Origin of the sequence: Bradyrhizobium sp. 134 (genome assembly GCF_023074155.1) — a bacterium.
Taxonomy (GTDB): domain Bacteria; phylum Pseudomonadota; class Alphaproteobacteria; order Rhizobiales; family Xanthobacteraceae; genus Bradyrhizobium.
Genome location: NZ_JADPKX010000053.1, coordinates 72,527 through 93,425, shown reverse-complemented (window position 1 = coordinate 93,425; position 20,899 = coordinate 72,527). Strand labels below are relative to the sequence as shown.

At 64.4% G+C, this 20,899-nt stretch carries 20 protein-coding genes and 2 tRNA genes; 20 read left to right on the top strand and 2 right to left on the bottom strand.

Annotation, left to right across the window (positions count from 1 at the left end; genetic code table 11):
* The first annotated feature begins 28 nt into the window (after positions 1-28).
* From IVA75_RS21215 to IVA75_RS21195, 5 genes are all read left to right on the top strand, one after another.
* The gene (locus IVA75_RS21215; RefSeq protein WP_247286103.1) at positions 29-763 is read left to right on the top strand and encodes a tRNA-uridine aminocarboxypropyltransferase; all 735 of its coding nucleotides are present in this window, start codon (positions 29-31) and stop codon (positions 761-763) included.
* A 198-nt stretch (positions 764-961) separates the two neighbouring features.
* Positions 962-1,678: an ABC transporter permease gene (locus tag IVA75_RS21210; protein WP_247286102.1), complete on the top strand. Its 717-nt coding sequence runs from the start codon at positions 962-964 to the stop codon at positions 1,676-1,678.
* Between the two features lie 10 nt (positions 1,679-1,688).
* Complete coding sequence (locus IVA75_RS21205) at positions 1,689-2,441, top strand: ABC transporter ATP-binding protein (protein ID WP_247286101.1); 753 nt, start codon at positions 1,689-1,691, stop codon at positions 2,439-2,441.
* A 57-nt stretch (positions 2,442-2,498) separates the two neighbouring features.
* Positions 2,499-2,572 (top strand) — tRNA-Cys (locus tag IVA75_RS21200).
* A gap of 187 nt (positions 2,573-2,759) precedes the next feature.
* Complete coding sequence (locus IVA75_RS21195; RefSeq protein WP_007610232.1) at positions 2,760-2,906, top strand: hypothetical protein; 147 nt, start codon at positions 2,760-2,762, stop codon at positions 2,904-2,906.
* Between the two features lie 86 nt (positions 2,907-2,992).
* Here IVA75_RS21195 and IVA75_RS21190 read toward each other — a convergent pair whose 3' ends face one another.
* Complete coding sequence (locus tag IVA75_RS21190) at positions 2,993-3,187, bottom strand: hypothetical protein (protein ID WP_027566897.1); 195 nt, start codon at positions 3,185-3,187, stop codon at positions 2,993-2,995.
* Positions 3,188-3,440: 253 nt separating this feature from the next.
* On the opposite strand from IVA75_RS21190, the gene IVA75_RS21185 reads away from it, so the two are divergent.
* The 13 genes from IVA75_RS21185 (at position 3,441) to IVA75_RS21125 (ending at position 18,672) form a co-directional block, all read left to right on the top strand.
* Positions 3,441-3,704 (top strand): hypothetical protein, encoded by a 264-nt coding sequence (locus IVA75_RS21185; RefSeq protein ID WP_247286100.1) that lies wholly within the window; start codon positions 3,441-3,443, stop codon positions 3,702-3,704.
* Between the two features lie 431 nt (positions 3,705-4,135).
* Positions 4,136-5,053 (top strand): ABC transporter substrate-binding protein, encoded by a 918-nt coding sequence (locus IVA75_RS21180; RefSeq protein WP_247286099.1) that lies wholly within the window; start codon positions 4,136-4,138, stop codon positions 5,051-5,053.
* A complete protein-coding gene (locus IVA75_RS21175) occupies positions 5,053-6,675 on the top strand; it encodes an amino acid ABC transporter permease/ATP-binding protein (protein ID WP_247286098.1) in 1,623 nt (540 codons plus the stop codon). Before IVA75_RS21180 ends, IVA75_RS21175 begins: the two co-directional genes overlap by 1 nt.
* A 49-nt stretch (positions 6,676-6,724) precedes the next feature.
* Complete coding sequence (locus tag IVA75_RS21170; RefSeq protein ID WP_247286097.1) at positions 6,725-7,966, top strand: acetamidase/formamidase family protein; 1,242 nt, start codon at positions 6,725-6,727, stop codon at positions 7,964-7,966.
* 134 nt (positions 7,967-8,100) lie between these two features.
* Positions 8,101-10,434, top strand: coding sequence for an acetamidase/formamidase family protein (locus tag IVA75_RS21165; RefSeq protein WP_247286749.1), 2,334 nt, complete (start codon positions 8,101-8,103; stop codon positions 10,432-10,434).
* Positions 10,435-10,476: 42 nt separating this feature from the next.
* Positions 10,477-10,860, top strand: a complete 384-nt coding sequence (locus IVA75_RS21160; RefSeq protein ID WP_027566903.1) for a RidA family protein — start codon at positions 10,477-10,479, stop codon at positions 10,858-10,860.
* Between the two features lie 376 nt (positions 10,861-11,236).
* Positions 11,237-11,605 (top strand): hypothetical protein, encoded by a 369-nt coding sequence (locus IVA75_RS21155; RefSeq protein WP_007591185.1) that lies wholly within the window; start codon positions 11,237-11,239, stop codon positions 11,603-11,605.
* Between the two features lie 134 nt (positions 11,606-11,739).
* Positions 11,740-11,814, top strand: a tRNA-Asn gene (locus tag IVA75_RS21150).
* Between the two features lie 176 nt (positions 11,815-11,990).
* Positions 11,991-12,170 (top strand): hypothetical protein, encoded by a 180-nt coding sequence (locus IVA75_RS21145; protein WP_247286096.1) that lies wholly within the window; start codon positions 11,991-11,993, stop codon positions 12,168-12,170.
* A gap of 137 nt (positions 12,171-12,307) precedes the next feature.
* Positions 12,308-12,970 (top strand): protein-L-isoaspartate O-methyltransferase, encoded by a 663-nt coding sequence (locus IVA75_RS21140; protein ID WP_247286095.1) that lies wholly within the window; start codon positions 12,308-12,310, stop codon positions 12,968-12,970.
* Positions 12,971-13,184: 214 nt separating this feature from the next.
* Positions 13,185-14,576, top strand: coding sequence for a TolC family outer membrane protein (locus IVA75_RS21135; RefSeq protein WP_027566905.1), 1,392 nt, complete (start codon positions 13,185-13,187; stop codon positions 14,574-14,576).
* Positions 14,577-14,881: 305 nt separating this feature from the next.
* Positions 14,882-15,655: a DUF2497 domain-containing protein gene (locus IVA75_RS21130; protein WP_247286094.1), complete on the top strand. Its 774-nt coding sequence runs from the start codon at positions 14,882-14,884 to the stop codon at positions 15,653-15,655.
* A 140-nt stretch (positions 15,656-15,795) separates the two neighbouring features.
* Complete coding sequence (locus tag IVA75_RS21125) at positions 15,796-18,672, top strand: valine--tRNA ligase (protein ID WP_247286093.1); 2,877 nt, start codon at positions 15,796-15,798, stop codon at positions 18,670-18,672.
* Positions 18,673-18,674: 2 nt separating this feature from the next.
* On the opposite strand, the gene IVA75_RS21120 is transcribed toward IVA75_RS21125, so the two are convergent.
* A complete protein-coding gene (locus IVA75_RS21120; RefSeq protein ID WP_247286092.1) occupies positions 18,675-19,277 on the bottom strand; it encodes a DNA-3-methyladenine glycosylase in 603 nt (200 codons plus the stop codon).
* 130 nt (positions 19,278-19,407) lie between these two features.
* Between IVA75_RS21120 and lipA the strand changes: the two genes are divergently transcribed.
* Positions 19,408-20,364 carry a lipoyl synthase gene (lipA, locus tag IVA75_RS21115; protein WP_247286091.1) on the top strand — a complete coding sequence of 319 codons (957 nt, stop codon included), beginning with the start codon at positions 19,408-19,410 and terminating at the stop codon, positions 20,362-20,364.
* A gap of 6 nt (positions 20,365-20,370) precedes the next feature.
* Positions 20,371-20,841 carry a type II toxin-antitoxin system RatA family toxin gene (locus tag IVA75_RS21110; RefSeq protein ID WP_007591145.1) on the top strand — a complete coding sequence of 157 codons (471 nt, stop codon included), beginning with the start codon at positions 20,371-20,373 and terminating at the stop codon, positions 20,839-20,841.
* Positions 20,842-20,899 lie beyond the last annotated feature (58 nt).

Sequence of the window (20,899 nt, the reverse complement as noted above, 5' to 3'; positions counted from 1 at the left end):
CCGCCCTGCAAAGCGTATAGCGGCGACCATGTCGCACCCCACCGCCGCCGCGCCGGCCGATCCGATCCCCGAATGCCCGCACTGCCAGAAGCCGATGCCGCTGTGCATCTGCGACAGCGTCACGCCCCTTAAAAACCGCCTTGGACTCCTGATCCTTCAGCATCCGCAGGAGCAGGACAGGGCGCTCGGCACCGCCCGGCTGCTTGCGAAGCATTTCGCCGGTGCCACGCTGCGGGTCGGCTTGTCCTGGCCGAGCCTGTCCAAGGCGCTGGGGCAGCCGATCGAGAACGCCTCGCACTGGGCCGTGCTCTATCTCGGCTCGGCGCACGCCGCCGACCTCGAGGCCGAGGGCGAAATCCTGGCCCTCAACCGCAAGGGCGAGGTCGCGGACAACCAGCGCGCGCGCCTCGGCAAGCTCGAAGGTGTGGTGCTGCTCGACGGCACCTGGAGCCAAGCCAAGGCCCTGTGGTGGCGCAACCCCTGGATGCTGAAATGCCAGCGCGTCATCCTCAACCCGGCCGCGCCATCGCGCTACGGGCGCCTGCGCAAGGAGCCTCGGAAGGACGGACTGTCGACCATCGAGGCCGCAGCGGCGATCCTCTCCACTCTGGAGAAGCGCCCGGACATCGCCGAGACGCTGAATGCCTGTTTCGAACGGATGTTAACCCGCTACCGCGAGGTTCAGACCGAGATGCCCGAATTGGCGCCAAAGCCGCCGGTCAAGGACCGCCGGCGCGGTGTGCGGCGGGGCAAGCGAGCCTGAGTCCGGTCCGGATCATCCGTACGGCCGATTGTCCCGCGAGAGGCGGGCGGATAGAGACCATCGGCCAACAGGCCGCGATCTGCTATCCTGTCGCACCATCGGAACGCCGGAAGCGGAAAGGGCCGTCGCATTCAGCTTGCAGCCAAGGAGATCCTTGCCCAGGCGGCGCGGTTCGATCGTTGGGGCACGCTTGCCCTGATGGACATTTCGCTGCGCTACCGGCGCACTGTGATCGGCCCGCTCTGGATTACGCTGACGCTCGCTGCGACCATTGCCAGCGTCGGCACGGTCTATGCGGCACTGTTCAGGCAGGACATCGCGAGTTTTCTGCCGACCTTCGCTGTCGGCCTGATTGTCTGGACGCTGATCGCGACGACGCTGCAGGAAGGTTCCAACATCTTCGTGGCTTCAGGCCATTTGATCAAGGCGGTGCCGGCGCCGCTGATCGTGCATGTGCTCCAGATGATGGCGCGCAACGTCCTCATCTTTGCGCATCATCTGGTGATCGTCGTCCTGCTCTATCTCGTGATGCCGTGGCCGCTGCATGCGAGCATGCTGCTCGCGGTGCCGGGCATTGCGATCCTGCTCGTCGTGCTGCTCGGCGGCTCGGTTGCGCTCGGCATACTCTGCGCGCGGTTTCGTGACATCGGCTCGGCGATCGTCAGCGGCCTGCAATTCGTATTCTTCCTGACGCCGATCATCTGGACCGAGGACACCGTGCGCGGCACCGCGTTTTACTGGCTGATCCGCGCCAATCCGTTTGCAACGCTGCTCGATCTGGTCCGCAGGCCGCTGCTGTCGCAGCCGACCGATGCGGAGCAGTGGCTGCTCGGGATCATCTATGCGGCCGTCGTGGCCGTCATCGGCCTCGGCTGCTACGCGAAATACCGCCATCGCGTGGCGTATTGGCTGTGAGGCGCGAGATATGACCCCCGCAGCTCATATCGCGCTTCGCAACGTCTCGGTGAGGTTTCCGGTGCTGTCGTTCCGCGACCGCTCGCTGCGCAGCCGGTTCGTCAGCGCCGTGACGCTGCGGCGGAACACAGCGGTCCCGCACATCGTCTCGGCGTTGAACGACGTCAGCCTCGATATCCGTGCTGGCGACCGCGTTGCCATCATCGGCGCCAATGGCGCCGGCAAGACCACGCTGCTGCGGGTGCTCGCCGGCATCTACCATCCGACGTCCGGCAGCGTGGACGTGCTGGGCCGCTGCCAGCCGCTGTTCGATCTCTCGGCCGGATTCGACGAGGAAGCGACCGGCTACGAGAACATCATGCGGCGCGGGCTCGTGATCGGCGCACGGCGCTCCGAGATCGATGCCCGGCGCGCGGAGATCGCCGAATTCACCGAGCTCGGCGACCGGCTCGACCTGCCGCTGCGCACCTATTCCAGCGGCATGATGCTGCGCCTGATCTTTGCGGTCGCAACCGCCGTCGAGGGCGAGATCGTGTTGCTCGACGAATGGATCGGCGTCGGCGACCAGCAGTTCCGCAAGAAGGCGCGGCAGCGGCTCGACGAGATCGTCGTGCGCGCCGGCATTCTGGTGCTCGCCTCGCACGACGTCGCGCTGATCAAGAGCACCTGCAACCGCGCGATCCTGCTGGCGGAGGGGCGGATCGTGGCGGCCGGCGCGACCGATGAGATTCTCGGCCAATATCTCGGCGGCGCGAAGGCGTAGCTGCCCGGTCGGGGTTGCCTAAACCCGTGATCCCCTATATTGCTCCGCCCTCGTTGGGGCCACGTGGCGGAGTGGTTACGCGCCGGTCTGCAAAACCGTTTACTCGGGTTCGAGTCCCGACGTGGCCTCCATCACAACCTCCTGATATCTCAGCAATATTCGATCGTGTCGCGCCTGCTATGGGCCCGCGCGAGCGATGCATGCTGGCCGCGCACACCGGGTTTGCCCGGGCCCGGTGGAAACCCGTCATTCAGCCTGCTGGCATAGTCTTCGCATCTGCGAAGTGATGCATCCCAACGATCGAGCGCTGGAGAGCACGTGAGCGAAATCGTCCGATTTGTCCCGAAATCCGAGCTGGAGCGGGCTCGCCTCATTCGCGAGGCCCGCGCGATCTATGACAGCATCTTTCCGCCAGCCGCACCCGACCAGGCGCCGCAGGACGGCGGAGAGCGCGTCAAGACCTGATCGCGGGCATGCCGGATCTCGCGGCGTAGGGCCCATAGCAAAACGCCCGCAGAGCGCGGGCGCATCGGCTCACGGTGAAATTGGCCTTAGCAGGCCGCGTACCAGCCGTCGGGAAACGGCAGTAGGGGCCATGCGCCCTCGTTGTCATTGGCGGCTTTGGGCTTCGCGTAATAGGTCCACGAGCGCGGCACGAAATCCTCCCCCGGCACGACCGCCAGATCGTCATGGACTATGGCGTCCTGGACGGCATCCAGCAGCAAGTTGAATTCGGCTTCGCTCATCACACCCTCCGGACCGGATGGCGCAATGTCGCAAAGCCGGCTTGTTTCCCGATTGAGCCGATCGTTCGCATTTTAACGATCGGCCAATCGGGTCCCGATTGGTTAGCGATTGATGAAATCCCGTTGGGAAACTTAGGTTCCTGCCGGATGCCCGCAGTGTGAAGGAGGTCACATCTTCGGCTGTTTATTTCTCCTACCCGTTCGCACACCGGCCAACACAGGCCGGCGGGCAGGGCAGAACGGGAGACTGGTCATGAAGGCGAGGTTCTTGCGGTTTGCGGGTGTGAAAAGCCGGGCGCGTCGCGCCTCGACGGTCGGGCTGTTCCTGACGCTGTTTGCCTCCGCCGCCCATGCGCAGCAGGGAACGCCCGAGCAGCGCCGGGCCTGTACCCCCGACGTCTACCGGCTCTGCGCCGGCGAAATCCCCAACGTTCGCGCGATCACGGCCTGCCTGCGCCGCAACAGGCCAAGCTTGAGTGAGGCTTGCCGCACCGTGTTCGATCAGGCCGGCGGCTAACATACCGGCCCTGTGGGTTTGTCCGCAGCAAGTGGCTCGCGCGGGCTCGCGAATCCGGCATAGTCGGCCTGTGGATATACCTGTGGGTATGCTGCGGACAGGCTGTGGAACAGCGAAGATGTGCTTCGGATGCCGCCCGCAGATGCGTCCTTCGATTGTCATATCTCTGTCAAATGACCTCACCGCATGATTCCCTGATCGTGCAGATCGCGGCGTCGCGCACGATCATGTGGTTTCTCCGAATTCGGAATTGCGCGCTGCGGCGTCCGCATTCACGAACAGTTTTTGTGCAGCCGCCTGCCCAAATGGCGGGCTCCCTCCATCCAATTTTTTGTACGCCCGCGGACAAGCTTTCCGGTCCGCTCTCCTCCTAGGCTCGCTTCCGAGATCTGGAACATGGCCATTGCCATGACAATTCGAAGGAGCTGGAGATGGAGAGACCGGTATTGCCCCAGGCGCGGGGGAACGCGCGTGCATCGCTGTCTTGGCGCAAGGCCGCGGTCGGCGCCGCGGTCACTTTCGGCGCGCTGGCAGCCGCGCCCCTGAGCGCGCAGGCTGCGGCGCCTGCGGCCTGCGCCGCGCTCCAGGACAAATATCCGGACTGGAAGGGCAAGACCCTCGTCAACGCCATCAACCCGCACACGCCGGGCTATGAGACCATCGATCCGAAGGATCCGAGCAAATATATCGGCTTCGACATCGATCTCGGCGAAGCCATCGGTGAATGCCTCGGCTTCAAGCTGACCTACAAGCCGGTGACGTTCGCGGCGCTCCTGACCACGCTGGCCGCGGGACAAGCCGACATCGTCATTTCCGATATCTACGCCACCAAGGAGCGCGCCAAGGCCGCCGACTTCATCACCTATTCGAAAGTGTTCGACGGCGTGCTGGTGGCCAAGGGCAATCCGAAGGGCATCAACGGCATCAACATGTCGATGTGCGGCGCCGCTGCCGCAGAAAACACCGGTTATGTCGAGGTGCCCCTGATCCAGGCGCTGATGCCCGAGTGCAAGAAGGCCGGCAAGGCCGAGCCGACCGTCCAGCTCTACGACAACAACGCCAACTGCATCCAGGCGATCCTCGCCGGTCGTGCCGACACCTATGTCAACGACGTCAACACCGTCGACAGCGCGGTCAAGGCCTATCCGGACAAGCTGGAGAAGGCGACCGCGGTGACGATCCCGTATTCCGTCGGCATCGCCGTTCCGAAGGACAAGCCGAAATTCCGCGACGCCGTGCTCGCAGCCCTGATCGAGGTCCAGAAGGCCGGAACGCATATGGAGCTTCTGAAGAAGCATGGGCTCGACGTGAACAACTTCAAGGAGCCTGACATTCTGACGGCCGACTGATGTCGCTGTTCCTCCATTACCTGAGCATGCCGTATCTGCTCGAGGGCATCGAGCTCACCCTCGAGGTGACTGCCCTCGGGCTCGGCGGAGGATTGATCCTCGGATTGATCCTCGCCGGCATGCAGCTCTCCCGCTTCTGGCTGCTGGCGGCGATCGCCAGGGCCTACACTGTGATCTTCCGCGGCACGCCGCTGATCCTGCAAATGGTGTTCGCCTACGACGCGTTGCCGCATATCGGCATCAAACTGCCGGCGGTGCTGGCCGCCGGCCTTGCGCTGGCCTGCAACGAGGCGCCGTTCATCGCCGAGATGCTGCGTGCCGGCGTGCTCGGCGTCGATCGCGGGCAGGTGACGGCCGGCCAGGCGCTCGGCATGACGCCGCGGATCCTGATGTGGCGGGTGATCGCGCCCCAGGCGATCCGCACCATGATCCCGGCCTTCGGCAACGAGGCCGTGAGTGCGCTGAAGAATTCGTCGCTCGCCTCCGTGGTCGCGGTCCAGGAGCTGACCTTGCGCTCGACCCAGCTTGCGTCCTCGACCTTCGACTTCTTCTCGATCTTCTTCGCCTCGGGCTTGCTGTATCTCGTGCTGACCTTTGCCATCAGCATCATCCAGCTTTTTGTCGAATGGCTGCTCGATCTCGACCGCGCCAAAGGTCGCCAGCGCAAGCTCGCCGATTATCTCCCCTGGCGCCGCGTCGATCTCGCCACCAAGCTCGAACTTGCCGCAGCGACCGTCGACGTCCCGGTGTCCGCACAGGCAGAGCTCACCGACACGCCGCCGCGGGCGCTGACCCGCGAGGAGCGCACCCGGCGTGCGGCAACGATCTCTCGAAACAACATCGCGGTCGAGACCAGGGACCTCACCAAGAGCTACGGCACGCAAAAGGTGCTTGGAGGCCTCGATTTTACGGTGCGTGTCGGCGAGGTCGTCGCACTGCTCGGGCCCAGCGGCTCCGGCAAGAGCACGCTGCTCCGCTGCATCAATCATCTCGAAAGCTGGGACGGGGGCACCGTGCGCGTCGGGGGACGCCGTCTCGGTTTCGACGACAACGGCAAGCTGCTACCGCCCCGCGCGATCGCCAATGAGCGGGCAAGCGTGGGCGTCGGGATGGTGTTCCAGCAATTCAACCTGTTCGCCCATCTCTCGGCGAAGGAGAACATTGCCGGTCCCTTGCGCTGGGTGCACGGCATGACCCGCATCGATGCCGATCGCCGCGCCGCCGAGCTGCTCGACCGGGTCGGGCTGTCGCACCGCGCCGACGCGCTGCCGCGGCATCTCTCCGGCGGTCAGCAGCAGCGCGTTGCGATCGCCCGAGCGCTCGCACCGAACCCCAGCGTGCTGCTCCTGGACGAGCCGACCTCGGCGCTCGATCCTGAGCTCGTCAGCGAGGTCCTGGAGGTGATCCGGCGGCTCGCCATCGATGATGGCCTCACCATGATCATCTCGACGCACCAGATCCGCTTCGCGGACGAGGTCGCCGACCGTGTCGCTTTCCTGAGCGGCGGCACGATCATCGAGGAGGGGCCCGCGCATGAGGTTCTCTCCAGCCCCCGCAATCCGCTGACTGCGCGTTTCCTCAGCGTGATGGAAACCGACAAGACTCCGGAGGCGGTGCGATGAGAGCCGCACCCGCAACGTTCAAGACCGCGTTTCCAGAAGAGGCCACCTCATGAAGCATTTCACGCTGCCGGTTTCGCCGAAAACCGTCCACTGGGGCTATTTCTCCAAGAAGGTCGCGCCGGCCCTGACGCTGCGTTCGGGCGATCGCGCCACCATCGAGACGCTGACCCACCACGCCAACGACGATTACGAGCGCATGATCCAGGGCGATCCCGGCGCCGAGAGCGTGTTCCAGTGGACGCGCGAGCACAAGGCAGTCGCGCGGCGCGGCTCGGGTCCTGTCGAAGGCCCATTCATTCGTGGCGCAGGCGAGGGGATCGGCGTGCATCTCCTCACCGGTCCCGTCGCGATCGATGGCGCCGAGCCCGGCGATATCCTCGAAGTACGCATCCTCGATATCAGGCCGCGGCCGAGCTGCAGCGCCTGTCATGCCGGGCGCTGCTTCGGCTCCAACGTCGCCGCGAATTGGGGGTTTCACTATCACGATCTGATCGAGGAGCCGAAGCCGCGCGAGGTCGTCACCATCTTCGAGCTCGACACCTCCGGCGAGCCCTGCGCCAAGGCGGTCTACAACTATGTTTGGACGCCGCAGACCGATCCTGACGGCATCGTGCATCCGACCATCGATTATCCCGGCGTGCGCGTCGATCACGCCACCATCACGAAGCGGGAGAACATTCTCGCGAGCGTCAAGGTGCCGGCACGGCTGCATTTCGGCACCATGGGGCTCGCACCGTCGGAGGCCGATTTCGTCAGCTCGATCCCGCCGAGCTATACCGGCGGCAACATCGACGACTGGCGCATCGGCAAGGGGGCGCGGATGTTCTATCCGGTCGCGGTCCCCGGCGCCTATTTCTCGGTCGGGGATCCCCATGCAGCCCAAGGTGACAGCGAGCTTGGCGGCACCGCGATTGAGACCTCGCTGACCGGCGATTTCGAGTTCGTTCTGCACAAGAAAGCCGATCTCGCCGGCACCAGCCTCGAAGGTCTCGACCATCCGATGCTGGAGACTGATCAGGCCTGGTCATTCTACGGCTTCACCTATCCGAACTACCTTGCCGCGCTCGGCGTCGACGCACAAACCGAAATTGCCAATCACTCGAGTCTCGACCGTGCGATGCGCGACGCGTTCAGAAAACTGCGCCGTTTCCTGATGACCGTGCACGGCCTCAGCGAGGACGAGGCGATTTCGCTGCTATCGGTCGGCGCCGATTTCGGCGTCACCCAGGTGGTCGACGCCAATTGGGGCGTTCACGGCACGATCCGCAAGAACATCTTCCAATGTGACTAATGCTTTGAGAGGTAATCCGTTTTCGGGACGAGGACGTGACCAGCGAACCTCATCTGCGGCCCGTCGCTGCGACGGATGACCGCGTACGTCTGGCACAGAGGTTGCTTCGATCCACTGCAATCTGGGTCGATCCGATGAGCTTCCGTCCCTTCACGAGCGAGTCCTACGCGCAAGACGACCGGCCCGAAGCCTGGCGGGACGTGCTCGCCGCGGTCGGCCTGCAGCCGGCGGCAGGCCATTCCTTCCTGGATGGGCACGCAACGGCGTCACATCGCCACGCCGCAGGCGTTGCGCTGACGCGCATGGGGGCCGGCGCCCAGACCATTGGTCCGCGTTCGCAGGCCAACGAAGACCTGCCGATTGCGCTGATGCCGGTCGAAGACGGCATGGTGCTCAAGAGTGCCGGCGGCCATCGCATCGTTCCGGTGGGCCATCTCGTGCTGCTGCCGCGGAGCGGGGACTGGAGTATCGTGTTCCAGCGCGACATGCGCGCCATCGTGCTGTCGGTGACGTCGGACGCGCTGCACGGCCGCCTCTCGGGCAGGCCGCGGCTCGGCGAACCCAGGGTCGTTCCGCCCAGCGGCTTTGCCGACGTCTTCGCGCGCTTGATGGACGCGACCGCGCGCACGCTCGACACCCTGAGCGATGCCGAATGGAATGCGGTCGCGCAGTCGCTCGTCGATCTCCTGCTGACACTCGCCCATCAATTGGCGGCTTCGACGTCAGACGCCGGATCGAGCGCAACGCAGTCGGCACTCCTGCACCGGATCTGCCAGACCATCGAACGCCGCCTCGACGATCCCGGACTGGTACCGGCGCGCGCCTCGCAGGCCGAAGGAATCTCCGAGCGCTATCTGCAAAAGCTGTTCGAGACGGTCGGCGACAACTTTACTCACTACGTGCGCGAGCGGCGGCTGCAGCGCGCCTGGGCCGATTTGTCCAATCCGTCCGAGGCGCATCGTTCGATCTCGGAGATCGCCTACGCCTATGGCTTCGGCGATTCCGCGCATTTCAGCCGCGCCTTCCGCCATCGCTTCGGACTGCCGCCGCGCGAGTTTCGCCAGCAGGAGGCGGAGCGGGCGACGACGCAGCATGGGATAACCGGCCAGCGCGGCTGGCCGCAGGATGCGCTGGCGCAGCTTCGCGTGCACCAGGCGAGTGCCGAGGCGCGCGGCAATCTCGCCCGTACCGACATCGATGAGCCGAGGACGGCCGAGCGCAAGCATCACCATCTTCCGGTCGAAGCCGACCGTGTTCATTGGGGATATTTCAGTCGCTCGTTACAGCCGCAGCTCGAGATCGCCTCGGGCGATACCATCACCATCGAAACCCTGACGCAGCACGCCTCCGACGATCCTGAGCTGATGATCGCGGGCGATGCCGCCGCCGAAGACGTATTCGGCTGGACCAAGGCGAGGAAGAACGTGGATCGCCGCGGCGCGGGTCCGATGGATGCCAGCATATTCGGGCGCGGCGCGGGCGAAGGCTTTGGCGTGCACATCTGCACGGGGCCCGTGTCGGTGAAGGACGCCCAGCCCGGCGACGTGCTGGAAGTGCGGATCCTCGACATCGTACCGCGCGCAAGTCGTCATCCGAAACATTCAGGACGCGTGTTCGGCTCCTCGGTCGCGGCCTGGTGGGGCTATCATTACGACGAATTTCTTTCAGGGCCGAAGCCGCGCGAGGTCGTGACGATCTACGAAATCTTCGACGACGCCGATGCGCCGCACGCCCGCGCGCTGTATTCCTATCGCTGGGAGCCGCAGACCGACCCGTTTGGCGTGGTGCACTCCACTTACGACTATCCCGGCGTTCCCGTCCTGCCCGGCACGGTAAAGCGCCGCCACGCCGTGCTCGACGGCATCCGCATTCCCTTGCGCCCCCATTTCGGTGTGATCGCGGTGGCGCCGCGCGAGGTGGATTTCATCGACTCCGTGCCGCCGTCCTATTTCGGCGGCAATCTCGACAATTGGCGCCTGGGGAAGGGGGCGACCGTCTATCTTCCGGTGTCCGTCCCCGGCGCATTGCTGTCAGTCGGCGATCCCCATGCCACGCAAGGCGACGGCGAATTGAGCGGCACCGCGATCGAATGCTCGATGACCGGAACGTTCGAGGTGATCCTGCACAAGAAGGCCGATCTCGCCGGCCAGCCTTTCGCCGATCTCTCTTATCCCCTGATCGAGACCGAGACCGACTGGGTCCTGACCGGATTCAGCCATCCCAACTACCTCGCCGAGTTCGGCGCTCAGGGCCAAAGCGAGGTCTACGCAAAATCCTCGCTCGACCTCGCCATGAAAGATGCGTTCCGCAAGATGCGGCGCTTCCTGATGAACGTGAAGGGCCTCAGCGAGGACGAGGCGATCGCGCTGATGTCGGCCGCCGTCGACTTCGGCGTCACGCAGGTGGTCGACGGCAATTGGGGCGTGCACGCGATCATCAGCAAGCGCCTGTTTCAAACCTTCCCCTAGACAAGCCTTCCCTTGAAAGAAGCGCCGTAACAAGGAACCCCAGTGAAATTCCACATGATCAGCGGCGGACCGAAGCCGGTCGCGCCCTTCAGCCACGCGGTGGAGACCGACGGTTTTGTCTTCGTCACCGGCCAGATGCCGGACACGCCGCAAACACCGGGCGTGTTGCCCGACGGCATCGTCGCGCAGACGAGGGCGGTGATGGAGAATTTGAAGGTCGTATTGGCGGGCGTCGATCTCGGTCTCGAACACGTCGTGATGACACGCATTTATCTCACACGTTTCAAGGAAGACTACACCGCAATGAACGAGACTTATCGCGGGTTCTTTCCGCCCGACCGCCTGCCGGCACGCACCTGCGTCGGTGTCACCGGGCTTGCCTACGACGCGCTGATCGAGATTGACCTGGTCTGCCGCCGGCCGTGAGGCGACAGCCCGTAGCCCGGATGGAGCGAAGCGCAATCCGGAATTCGTTCCGCGGATACAGGGCCCCGGATTACGCTTCGCTCCATCCGGGCTACAAGACCTTGCGTTGGCCCGTCCGCATGCGGCGCCCGCGCCGGAGACTGCAAGCCGCGCCGATCTATGAATGCCGGTTCATTGCTGCGGAGAATTCGAATCGGTAAGAATTAGCTCGTTGCGCGTCTCGCGTCGTGCAACGCGCCGGAGGCGGATTGATCGCGTCTTGAACCTTTCGATTGCGCCTCCGACGAATCCTTCGAGGCAACGCCATTGGTTGCCGCGGCGCCTGCGCCGATCGACGTCAGGCGCCGAAAGCCCGTTTCGATCGGGGGAATTTCATATGAAGTATTTTCTATCTGCACTGATTGCGATCGGTCTATCGATTGCTGCCGCGCCGTCGTTCGCGGCTGACGCCCGCAACGTCACTGTCGTCAACGAGACCGGCTATGCGATCAAATTCCTGGGCTTCAACGCCCCGGACGATGGCATGGACGAATGGGACAACGAGCTGGACAAGGTTTTGCAGAACCAGGCGAGCACCTATGTCGAGTTTGACGATGACGACGAAGGATGCGTCTGGAACGTCCGCGTCGACTGGCAGAACTATGACGAGACCGTGCTCTGGAAGAACGTCAACCTCTGCAAGTTCACCGCGCTGCGGCTGCGCTACGATTCCGGCACCAAGACGACTTCGTTCGTCGCCGAGTAACTTGACCTGAGGCCGGGCGGAGGAGGGGCCACGCGCCCTTCCTCGCCGCAATGTGCGAGATGGCGAATTCGTCCTTTGCAAGCGCAAGCGGCTTTGTTATACGCAGCCGCGCGCGAACGACGGGTTCGCCCTTTTCCTCGGTAGCTCAGCGGTAGAGCATCCGACTGTTAATCGGATGGTCGCTGGTTCGAATCCAGCCCGGGGAGCCAAATTCCGCATCATTTTCAGTGACTTGCGCCCAGACTCTGATCTGTTGTGCGATCTCGTTGCGGCAGATTCTCAATTTGATGTGTACCGCGGCGAGCCTGCATCCTCCTTGGTGACGCCAAAACGACTCAATTGAAATCGAGCTTCCAGGGGCCGGTCCTTTACGGAGCTGATTCCCATGCGAGACATCCAGGTCGACCGTTCCCCGCTGGCTCCCTCCATTCTGCCGGCGGACATCCCCGAACTCAGCGACGACGAATGCCTCGCCTGTCTGGCGCGCGCGGTCGAGACCCACGATTCGGCACGGCTGGATGAAGTCGCCGCATTGATCGGCCGCCTCGCGATCACGATCGAGTAGGCCGGCTCACCCTCGACGTTGCGAGTTGCGGAAGGGCCCGGTTCGCGGGCCAAAGCCATGTTGCGTTTTTGCAGGGCCTGCTCCAAAGATGCCGCCAACTTTCGTCCGCGGCATCGTCCGCCTTGCAGGGTCCGCAAATGTCCGTTTTCTCGACGGCGCGCCTAAAAATGGTCGATGGCCAGGTGCGCACCAGTGACGTCACCGACCGTCGTGTTCTCGACGCCATGCTCACGGTTCCGCGCGAGGCCTTCGTGCCGGCCAGCCGGCAGGCAGTGGCGTATCTCGACCTCGATCTCGACGTCAGCGAGGGCGGCGTCAAGCGGTTCCTGATCAAGCCGCAGCTGACCGGCAAGCTGCTCCAGGCCGCCGAGATCGGCGAGGACGACAACGTGCTGGTCGTCGGCTGCGCCACCGGTTATCTCGCTGCGTTGACCGCCAAGCTCGCACGCCAGGTCACCGCGACGGAATGCGATTCGGCGCTGGCCAAGAAAGCCAATGACGCCTTCGCCGCCCTCGGGCTTGCCAACGTGGCCTGCAAGGCCGCGGCCTGCACTGAGGGTGATACTGCTGCTGGTCCCTATGATGTGATCGTCCTCAACGGCGCCACCGAGGTGACGCCGGCAGGGCTGCTCGGGCAGCTCAAGGAGGGTGGGCGCCTGTTGGGGGTTTCGGCCGAATCCAGGCCGCCGCGCGCCATGATCGTGACCCATACCCACGGCGAATTCGGCCATCGGGCGCTGTTCGATGCCGCGGCCCCGGTCCTTCCCGGGCTGGAACGGGCCGCCGCCTTCGTATTCTGACGGCCCGATAGCGGCTTTAGCCCGTTAAAATCCCGTTCTGAATCAGAAGTGTGGCCGGGATGCTGCACGTGAAGAGTTTCCACTGAGAACCACCCTCAGGTAGTTCCGTCGCGCTTGACCGCGTCCTATGTTGCGGCGGGGCAACGACTCCACTCGTAGACGGTAACCCAGCTCGCGGGCACGAGCCGGGCGTTAGAATGAACGGAATTTTTGGATGCATGGGGTGAAGCTCTTCACCGGAGCAGCGGTTTCGGTCCTGCTGCTGGCGCTTGTCGCGCCGACGCCTGCCTTGGCGGATACGATCGAGGCTGCGCTGGTGCGCGCCTATCAGAACAATCCGCAGCTTAACGCGCAGCGCGCCCAGGTGCGCTCGACTGACGAAAACGTGCCACAGGCGCTGTCGGGCTATCGCCCCAAGGTCGGAGTCAACCTCAGCACCGGCTATCAATATCAGGACATTCAGCAGCAGCAGAAGGGTCTGCCGATCCATAGCGACCCGCCCCTTCAGCCCAATAGCGCCAGCCTGACCATCAACCAGACGCTCTACAACGGCAATCAGACCGCCAACAGGACGCGCGCGGCGGAGAGCCAAGTCTCGGGATCCCGCGAGGCGTTGCGCGTGCTCGAGCAGACGGTCCTGTTGCAGGCTGCCACCAGCTACATGGATTATCTTCGTGACTCCGCCACCCTCGAAGTTCAGCGCAGCAACGTGCGCGTGCTCGAACAGACGCTCAAGCAGACCCGCGATCGCTTCAATGTCGGCGAAGTGACGCGCACGGACGTGGCGCAATCCGAAGCGCAGCTCGCGGCCGGCAGGACCCAGGCACTGACTGCCGAATCGAATCTCACGACGACGCGCGCGAATTTCCGCCGCATCATCGGCAATGAGCCGACGAACCTTGCGCCGGGCTCGCCCGTCGATCGTTTCCTGCCCGGGACGCTCGCCTCCGCCGTCGGTCTCAGCCTGGTGGAGAACCCCAACGTCACGGCCTCGATGTTCGGCATCGATGTCAATTATCTTCAGGTCAAGATCAACGAAGGCGCGCTGCTGCCGACCCTCACGGTTCAGGCTGGCATCACCCAGTCGTACCAGCAGACCCTGACGGTCTTCCGAACGACGACCGCTTCCGCCATCGCGACCGCCTCCGTGCCGATCTATCAGGGCGGCGCTGAATATGCGCTCATCCGCCAATCGAAAGAGAACCTGGCGCAGCAGCGCCTGAATCTCGAAACCACCCGCGACCAGACCCGTGCCAACGTCGTGCAGGCCTGGGGGCAGTTGGAAGCCGGCAAGGCGCAGGTACAATCTGCGCAGGCGCAAGTCACGGCTTCCGAGATCGCGCTGAACGGCGTGCGCGAAGAAGCCAAGGCCGGCCAGCGTACCACGCTGGACGTGCTCAACGCGCAGCAGGCGCTGGTGAACGCACGCGTTGCGCTCGTCACTGCCCAGCATGACCGCGTGGTGGCGTCCTATTCGGTGCTCAATGCGGTCGGCCGTCTCGCGCCGCAAGTCCTCGGCCTCAACACCACGGTCTACGATCCCAGCGTTCACTACCAACAGGTTCGCGACAGCTGGGCCGGCGTGCGCACGCCTGACGGACGCTAGAGTCCCGTAATCGTCCGGTCGGCCTCGCGAATAGTCGAAGCCGACCGGTGCTTTGCTTGCAATCAGCAAAATCCCTGACATAGCCTTGCCAAGAAGATGCGGGCCGATTCGCTCTGCATCCGATGCCGTGTGCGTAAAGCATGAGTGCCGAGGGCAGGGGCGCACCGCTGCACGTTGGGCCGTCATCTGGGGACAAGTCGGGCTGCCGTGACGAAAATGTCGGGCCACCCATCCGGAACCGGCCAATCCTGTCGTGCTTGGTGTAAAACAACGCATGCGAGGGCGTTGATGATGTGGAGTCGGAGATGACGCAGCCTGCAAAGGTCACAGAACCCTCGATGGAGGAGATTCTGGCCTCGATCCGGCGCATCATTGCCGACGATGAGGCCAAGCCGCCGCCGGCGGATGCTGCCAAGCCCGAGAAAGCTGCCGCCCCCGCCGCGCCACCGAAGCCGCAGGCGATCAACGATATTCCGCCATCCAAGGTCGCGCCGCCCAAAGCGGCCGCCGAGAAGCCCGCACCGGCTCCGGCTGCAAAGCCGGCAGCGCCGCCAGCCCCGGCACCCGAGGCGGATGCATCCAACAATCAGGACGATATCGACGCACTGCTCGCGGGCCTCGATACGGCCACCGCTGCGCCGGAAATCCGTGCTCCCGAGCCGGAGCCCGAACCTGAGCCCGACGTGCTGGAATTGACCGACGATATGGCGCTGGCGATGGAGCCAACGCCGTCTCCGCCGCCGCCGAGCTTCCGCAAGGTCGAGCCGCGCGACGATCTCGAATTCGCCGAATCGCCGCCGCCGCGCCCGACGCCGGCATCCTATGCGCCGGTGGACTTCGATGCGCCGCCACTGCCGCCCCAACAGCCGATCCTGGCGCAATCGACGGTCTCCGCGGTCGAATCCGCCTTCAATTCCCTGGCCCACACGGTGCTCAGCAGCAATGCGCGAACGCTGGAGGATCTGGTCAAGGAGATGCTGCGTCCGATGCTGAAATCCTGGCTGGACGACAATTTGCCGGGCCTCGTTGAACGCATCGTGAAGGCGGAAATCGAGCGGGTATCGCGCGGCGGCAGGTAGATCGGGCCGCAGAGCCCTCAAAAACCCTGCTTGTGCGATATATTTTGTCCCCTGACCGGACCGGAAAGCCCTGTTGCCGCCTGGCTTTCCGTTGACTTGTCCGTTGACTTGGACCCCGTGCGCGGCTTTCTAACAGCGCCATGATCGAGAAAAATTACCAACCCGCCGATATAGAAGCCCGCATGTCCGTCGTGTGGGAGGACAGCCTTGCCTTCAAGGCCGGCCGCCCGGACCGTCGCGACGCAGTGCCCTTTACCATCGTGATCCCGCCGCCGAACGTGACGGGCTCGCTCCACATGGGCCACGCCCTCAACAACACGCTCCAGGACATCCTGTGCCGGTTCGAGCGCATGCGCGGCCGCGACGTGCTGTGGCAGCCCGGCACCGACCATGCCGGCATCGCCACCCAGATGGTGGTGGAGCGGCAGCTGATGGAGCGCCAGCAGCCCAGCCGTCGCGAGATGGGCCGCGAGAAGTTTCTGGAACGGGTCTGGCAGTGGAAGGCCGAGAGCGGCGACACCATCATCAACCAGCTCAAGCGGCTCGGCGCCTCCTGCGACTGGTCGCGCGAACGCTTCACCATGGACGAGGGCCTGTCCAAGGCCGTGGTCAAGGTCTTCGTCGAGCTGCACCGCGACGGCCTGATCTACAAGGACAAGCGGCTGGTGAACTGGGACACCAAGCTGCTCACCGCGATCTCCGATCTCGAAGTGCAGCAGACCGAGGTCAAGGGCAGCCTCTGGTACCTGCGCTATCCGATCGAGGGCAAGACTTTCAGCCCCGAGGATCCCTCGAGCTTCATCGTCGTTGCCACCACGCGCCCGGAGACCATGCTCGGCGATACCGGCGTCGCCGTGCATCCCGATGACGAGCGCTATCAGAAGCTGGTCGGCAAGAACGTGATCCTGCCGCTGGTCGGCCGCAAGATCCGGATCGTCGCCGACGATTATTCCGATCCGGAGAAGGGCTCGGGCGCGGTCAAGGTGACACCGGCGCACGACTTCAACGACTTCGAGGTCGGCAATCGCCATGGCCTCGCCCGGATCAGCGTCATCGACAAGGAGGGTTGCCTCGATCTCCTCGACAACGAAGATTATCTGCGCGACCTGCCGGCAGGTGCCGCGCAGTTCGCCGAGGAGTTCAACAAGCTCGATCGCTTTGCAGCGCGCAAGCGCATCGTCGAGCGGCTGGAATCATTCGGCTTCGTCGAGCGGATCGAGCCCCACACCCACATGGTGCCGCATGGTGACCGCTCCGGCACGGTGATCGAGCCCTATCTTACCGACCAATGGTATGTCGACGCCAAGACGCTGGCGAAGCCGGCGATGGCCGCCGTGCGTTCGGGCGAAACCACCTTCGTGCCGAAGAACTGGGAAAAAACCTATTTCGAGTGGATGGAGAACATCCAGCCCTGGTGCATCTCGCGCCAGCTCTGGTGGGGCCACCAGATTCCGGCCTGGTACGGTCCCGACGGCAAGGTGTTCGTCGCCGAGACCGAGGAGGAGGCCGTCAGCCACGCCCTCGGCTATTACGTCGAGCAGGAGGTCATCACGATTGAGCAGGGCCGCGAGATGGCGCTCGACCGCAACAAGCGTGACGGCTTCATCACGCGCGACGAGGACGTGCTCGACACCTGGTTCTCCTCGGCGCTGTGGCCGTTCTCGACCCTCGGCTGGCCCGCGGACGCGCCGGAAGTGCAGCGCTACTACCCGACCAATGCGCTGGTGACCGGCTTCGACATCATCTTCTTCTGGGTCGCCCGCATGATGATGATGGGCCTTCACTTCATGAAGGAGGTGCCGTTCTCGACGATCTACATCCACGCCCTCGTCCGCGACGAGAAGGGCGCCAAGATGTCGAAGTCGAAGGGCAACGTCATCGATCCGCTCAGCCTGATCGACCAATATGGCGCGGACGCGCTGCGCTTCACGCTTGCCGCGATGGCCGCGCAGGGGCGCGACATCAAGCTCGCCACCAGCCGTGTCGAGGGCTATCGCAATTTCGCGACCAAGCTCTGGAATGCGTCGCGCTTCGCGGAGATGAACCATTGCGCCGTGCCCGAGGGCTTCGAGCCGGCGAAGGCGAAGGAGACGCTGAACCGCTGGATCGCGCATGAGAGCGCGCACACCACGCGCGAGGTGACCGAGGCGATCGAGGCCTACCGCTTCAACGACGCCGCCGGCAGCATCTACCGCTTCGTCTGGAACGTCTATTGCGACTGGTATCTCGAGCTCGCAAAACCCGTGCTGCTCGGTCCCGACAGCCCTGCCAAGGCGGAAACCCGCGCCATGGTGGCATGGGCGCGCGACGAGATCCTGAAACTGCTGCACCCCTTCATGCCCTTCATCACCGAGGAGCTGTGGGAGGTGACGGCCAAGCGCGACGGTCTGCTCGCGCTGGCACCGTGGCCGCTGAAGCCGGCCGGGCCGACGCCGGAGCAGCTTGCGATGCTCGCGGCGAGGACGGGGCCGACCGACGCGCTCGTCTCACCGGTTTGGGTGCTGCCGATCTTCGACCATGCCGACTTCACCGATCCCGCGGCCGAGGCCGAGATCGGCTGGGTGATCGACCTCGTCACGCAGATCCGTTCGGTGCGCGCCGAGATGAACATTCCGCCGGCGACCCTGACGGCGCTGGTGGTCGCAGGCGCCTCGTCCGAGACGAAGGAGCGCGCGCCGCGCTGGAGCGACGTCATCAAGCGCATGGCGCGGCTGTCGGACATCTCCTTCGCCGACCGTGCGCCCGACGGCGCGGTCCAGCTCCTGGTGCGCGGCGAGGTGGCTGCGCTGCCACTGAAGGGCGTGATCGACGTCGCCGCCGAGCGCACGCGTCTCGACAAGGAGATCGGGAAGGCCGATTCCGACATCAAGCGCGCGGAGTCCAAGCTGGCGAACGAGAAATTCGTCGCCAACGCGGCCGAGGAGGTCGTCGAGGAGGAGCGCGAAAAGCGTGAGGCTGCGCTCGCCCGCAAGGCCAAGCTCCTCGAGGCGCTGGAGCGGCTGAAGCAGGCCTCGTAGGCTTATTTCGGAAACGGCTTGCCGAGGAATTTCGAGCCCCTGACGCCATAGCGCCAGGGCAGCTCGACGGCCTTGGTGATGCCGATCCGGATTCCGGCCACGACCTCCAGATCCTCCGTCCGCGCATGCAGCGCGATCGGCGGGCGATCCAGCGGCAAGGCATTGTGCGCGATGGTGATGCCGAGCGCTTCGGTCAGCTTGCCCGGGCCCGAGCACAACGCGTGCAAATCCTGGAGATGGCGCCGCCGACGCATCGCGGCGATTCCGTGGGTCGGCTCCAGCGCGCGGATCAGCACGGCGCTCGCCGAGCCTTCTTCCTCGCAGACGAAGTTCACGCACCAATGGATGCCGTAGGAGCGGTAGACATAGGCAAAGCCGGGCGGGCCGAACATCACTTGGTTCCGCGGCGTGGGGCCATTGTAGGAGTGCGCCGCCGGCTCGGTATGATGATAGGCCTCGACCTCGACGATGATCCCGCCGACGCCGTCGACCAGCATGGTCGCGCCGAGCAAGTCGGGCGCGACCTCGTGGACGCTGCGCGCGAAAAAGGCACGCTTCAGGGCTTTGCCGAGCCGGGGTGTGGAAGGTTTCGAGACTGGAGCCATTCGAGGTGAGAATCGCCAGAGAACAGAGCAGGATATTGCCCATATCTGCCATGTTCCCTGAAGCGGGGCGAGCCGGGTTGCGATGCCCGGCCAGACCGACTAGGTAGGACTTGGTCAGACCGGACACCCCATGGTCGTTATTGTCGATACCATCTCGAACCCGCTGCGCCCACGTCACCCCGAAAAGGTGAATCGGCCCGATTCCGCTTCGCCGCCGAAGCCGGACTGGATCCGCGTACGGGCCCCCAATACCCGCGGCTATGCCGACACCCGCAACATCGTGCGCGCCAACGGCCTGCATACGGTGTGCGAGGAGGCGGGCTGCCCGAATATCGGCGAGTGCTGGGACAAGAAGCACGCGACCTTCATGATCATGGGCGACACCTGCACCCGCGCCTGTGCGTTCTGCAACGTCAAGACCGGCATGCCGAACGCGCTCGACGCGGCCGAGCCGCACAACGTCGGCGAGGCCGTGGCCAAGCTCGGACTTGCCCATGTCGTCATCACCTCCGTCGACCGCGACGATCTCACTGACGGCGGCGCCGAGCATTTCGCCCAGACCATCCGCGGGATCCGCGCTGCGTGCCCCTCGACCACGATCGAGATCCTGACGCCCGACTTCCTGCGCAAGGAGGGGGCGCTGGAGGTCGTCGTCGCCGCGAAGCCCGACGTGTTCAACCACAATCTCGAGACCGTGCCGTCGTGCTATCTCACGGTGCGGCCGGGCGCGCGCTATTTCCATTCGATCCGGCTGCTGCAGCGGGTCAAGGAACTCGATCCCACCATCTTCACGAAGTCCGGCATAATGGTCGGCCTCGGCGAGGAGCGCCACGAGGTGCAGCAGGTGATGGACGATCTGCGTTCCGCCGACGTCGATTTCCTGACCATCGGGCAATATCTCCAGCCGACCCGCAAGCATCACGCCGTGATGCGCTACGTGCCGCCGGACGAGTTTTCGTCTTATGAGAAGGTCGCCTACACCAAGGGCTTCCTGATGGTGTCGGCCAGCCCGCTCACCCGTTCGTCGCATCATGCCGGCGAGGATTTTGCGAAACTGAAGGCCGCGCGGGCAGCAAGCGCCCGCTGAATCGCCATGCCCAATTTTTCGAGCAAGCGCCGTGTCGATCACAGCGCGTCCGAGATGTTTGATCTGGTCGCCGACGTCGAGCGCTACCCGGAATTCGTGCCGCTGTGCAGCGCGTTGAAGGTCCGACAGCGCATGGCGAAACCTGACGGCACCGAGGTGTTGGTCGCGGACATGACGGTGTCGTTCAAGCTGGTCAGGGAATCCTTTACCAGCCGCGTGACGCTCGACCGCGCCAATCTGAAGATCCTGGTCGAATATCTGCAAGGTCCCTTCAGCAATCTGGAAAACCGCTGGACGTTCGAGCCCAAAGGCGAGAGCGTCTGCGACGTCGGTTTCTTCCTCGCCTACGAGTTCAAGAGCCGCATGCTGGCGCTCCTGATGGGCTCGATGTTCGACGCCGCGTTCGCGCGATTTTCCATCGCGTTCGAGAAGCGGGCGGATGCGATCTACGGACGGCGGAAGCTGGCGTCGTCGTAGTGGTTGCGGACGGGCACGCTCTCTCCTCCGTCATTGCGAGGAGCCCTTGCGACGAAGC

What these genes read in the sequence shown, in the direction of transcription:
- IVA75_RS21215 (WP_247286103.1), top strand. Translation starts at nt 29, where the DNA reads ATGTCGCACCCCACCGCCGCCGCGCCGGCCGATCCGATCCCCGAATGC.
- IVA75_RS21210 (WP_247286102.1), top strand. Translation starts at nt 962, where the DNA reads ATGGACATTTCGCTGCGCTACCGGCGCACTGTGATCGGCCCGCTCTGG.
- IVA75_RS21205 (WP_247286101.1), top strand. Translation starts at nt 1,689, where the DNA reads ATGACCCCCGCAGCTCATATCGCGCTTCGCAACGTCTCGGTGAGGTTT.
- IVA75_RS21190 (WP_027566897.1), bottom strand. Translation starts at nt 3,187, where the DNA reads ATGAGCGAAGCCGAATTCAACTTGCTGCTGGATGCCGTCCAGGACGCC.
- IVA75_RS21185 (WP_247286100.1), top strand. Translation starts at nt 3,441, where the DNA reads ATGAAGGCGAGGTTCTTGCGGTTTGCGGGTGTGAAAAGCCGGGCGCGT.
- IVA75_RS21180 (WP_247286099.1), top strand. Translation starts at nt 4,136, where the DNA reads ATGGAGAGACCGGTATTGCCCCAGGCGCGGGGGAACGCGCGTGCATCG.
- IVA75_RS21175 (WP_247286098.1), top strand. Translation starts at nt 5,053, where the DNA reads ATGTCGCTGTTCCTCCATTACCTGAGCATGCCGTATCTGCTCGAGGGC.
- IVA75_RS21170 (WP_247286097.1), top strand. Translation starts at nt 6,725, where the DNA reads ATGAAGCATTTCACGCTGCCGGTTTCGCCGAAAACCGTCCACTGGGGC.
- IVA75_RS21165 (WP_247286749.1), top strand. Translation starts at nt 8,101, where the DNA reads ATGAGCTTCCGTCCCTTCACGAGCGAGTCCTACGCGCAAGACGACCGG.
- IVA75_RS21155 (WP_007591185.1), top strand. Translation starts at nt 11,237, where the DNA reads ATGAAGTATTTTCTATCTGCACTGATTGCGATCGGTCTATCGATTGCT.
- IVA75_RS21145 (WP_247286096.1), top strand. Translation starts at nt 11,991, where the DNA reads ATGCGAGACATCCAGGTCGACCGTTCCCCGCTGGCTCCCTCCATTCTG.
- IVA75_RS21140 (WP_247286095.1), top strand. Translation starts at nt 12,308, where the DNA reads ATGTCCGTTTTCTCGACGGCGCGCCTAAAAATGGTCGATGGCCAGGTG.
- IVA75_RS21135 (WP_027566905.1), top strand. Translation starts at nt 13,185, where the DNA reads ATGCATGGGGTGAAGCTCTTCACCGGAGCAGCGGTTTCGGTCCTGCTG.
- IVA75_RS21130 (WP_247286094.1), top strand. Translation starts at nt 14,882, where the DNA reads ATGACGCAGCCTGCAAAGGTCACAGAACCCTCGATGGAGGAGATTCTG.
- IVA75_RS21125 (WP_247286093.1), top strand. Translation starts at nt 15,796, where the DNA reads ATGATCGAGAAAAATTACCAACCCGCCGATATAGAAGCCCGCATGTCC.
- IVA75_RS21120 (WP_247286092.1), bottom strand. Translation starts at nt 19,277, where the DNA reads ATGGCTCCAGTCTCGAAACCTTCCACACCCCGGCTCGGCAAAGCCCTG.
- lipA (WP_247286091.1), top strand. Translation starts at nt 19,408, where the DNA reads ATGGTCGTTATTGTCGATACCATCTCGAACCCGCTGCGCCCACGTCAC.
- IVA75_RS21110 (WP_007591145.1), top strand. Translation starts at nt 20,371, where the DNA reads ATGCCCAATTTTTCGAGCAAGCGCCGTGTCGATCACAGCGCGTCCGAG.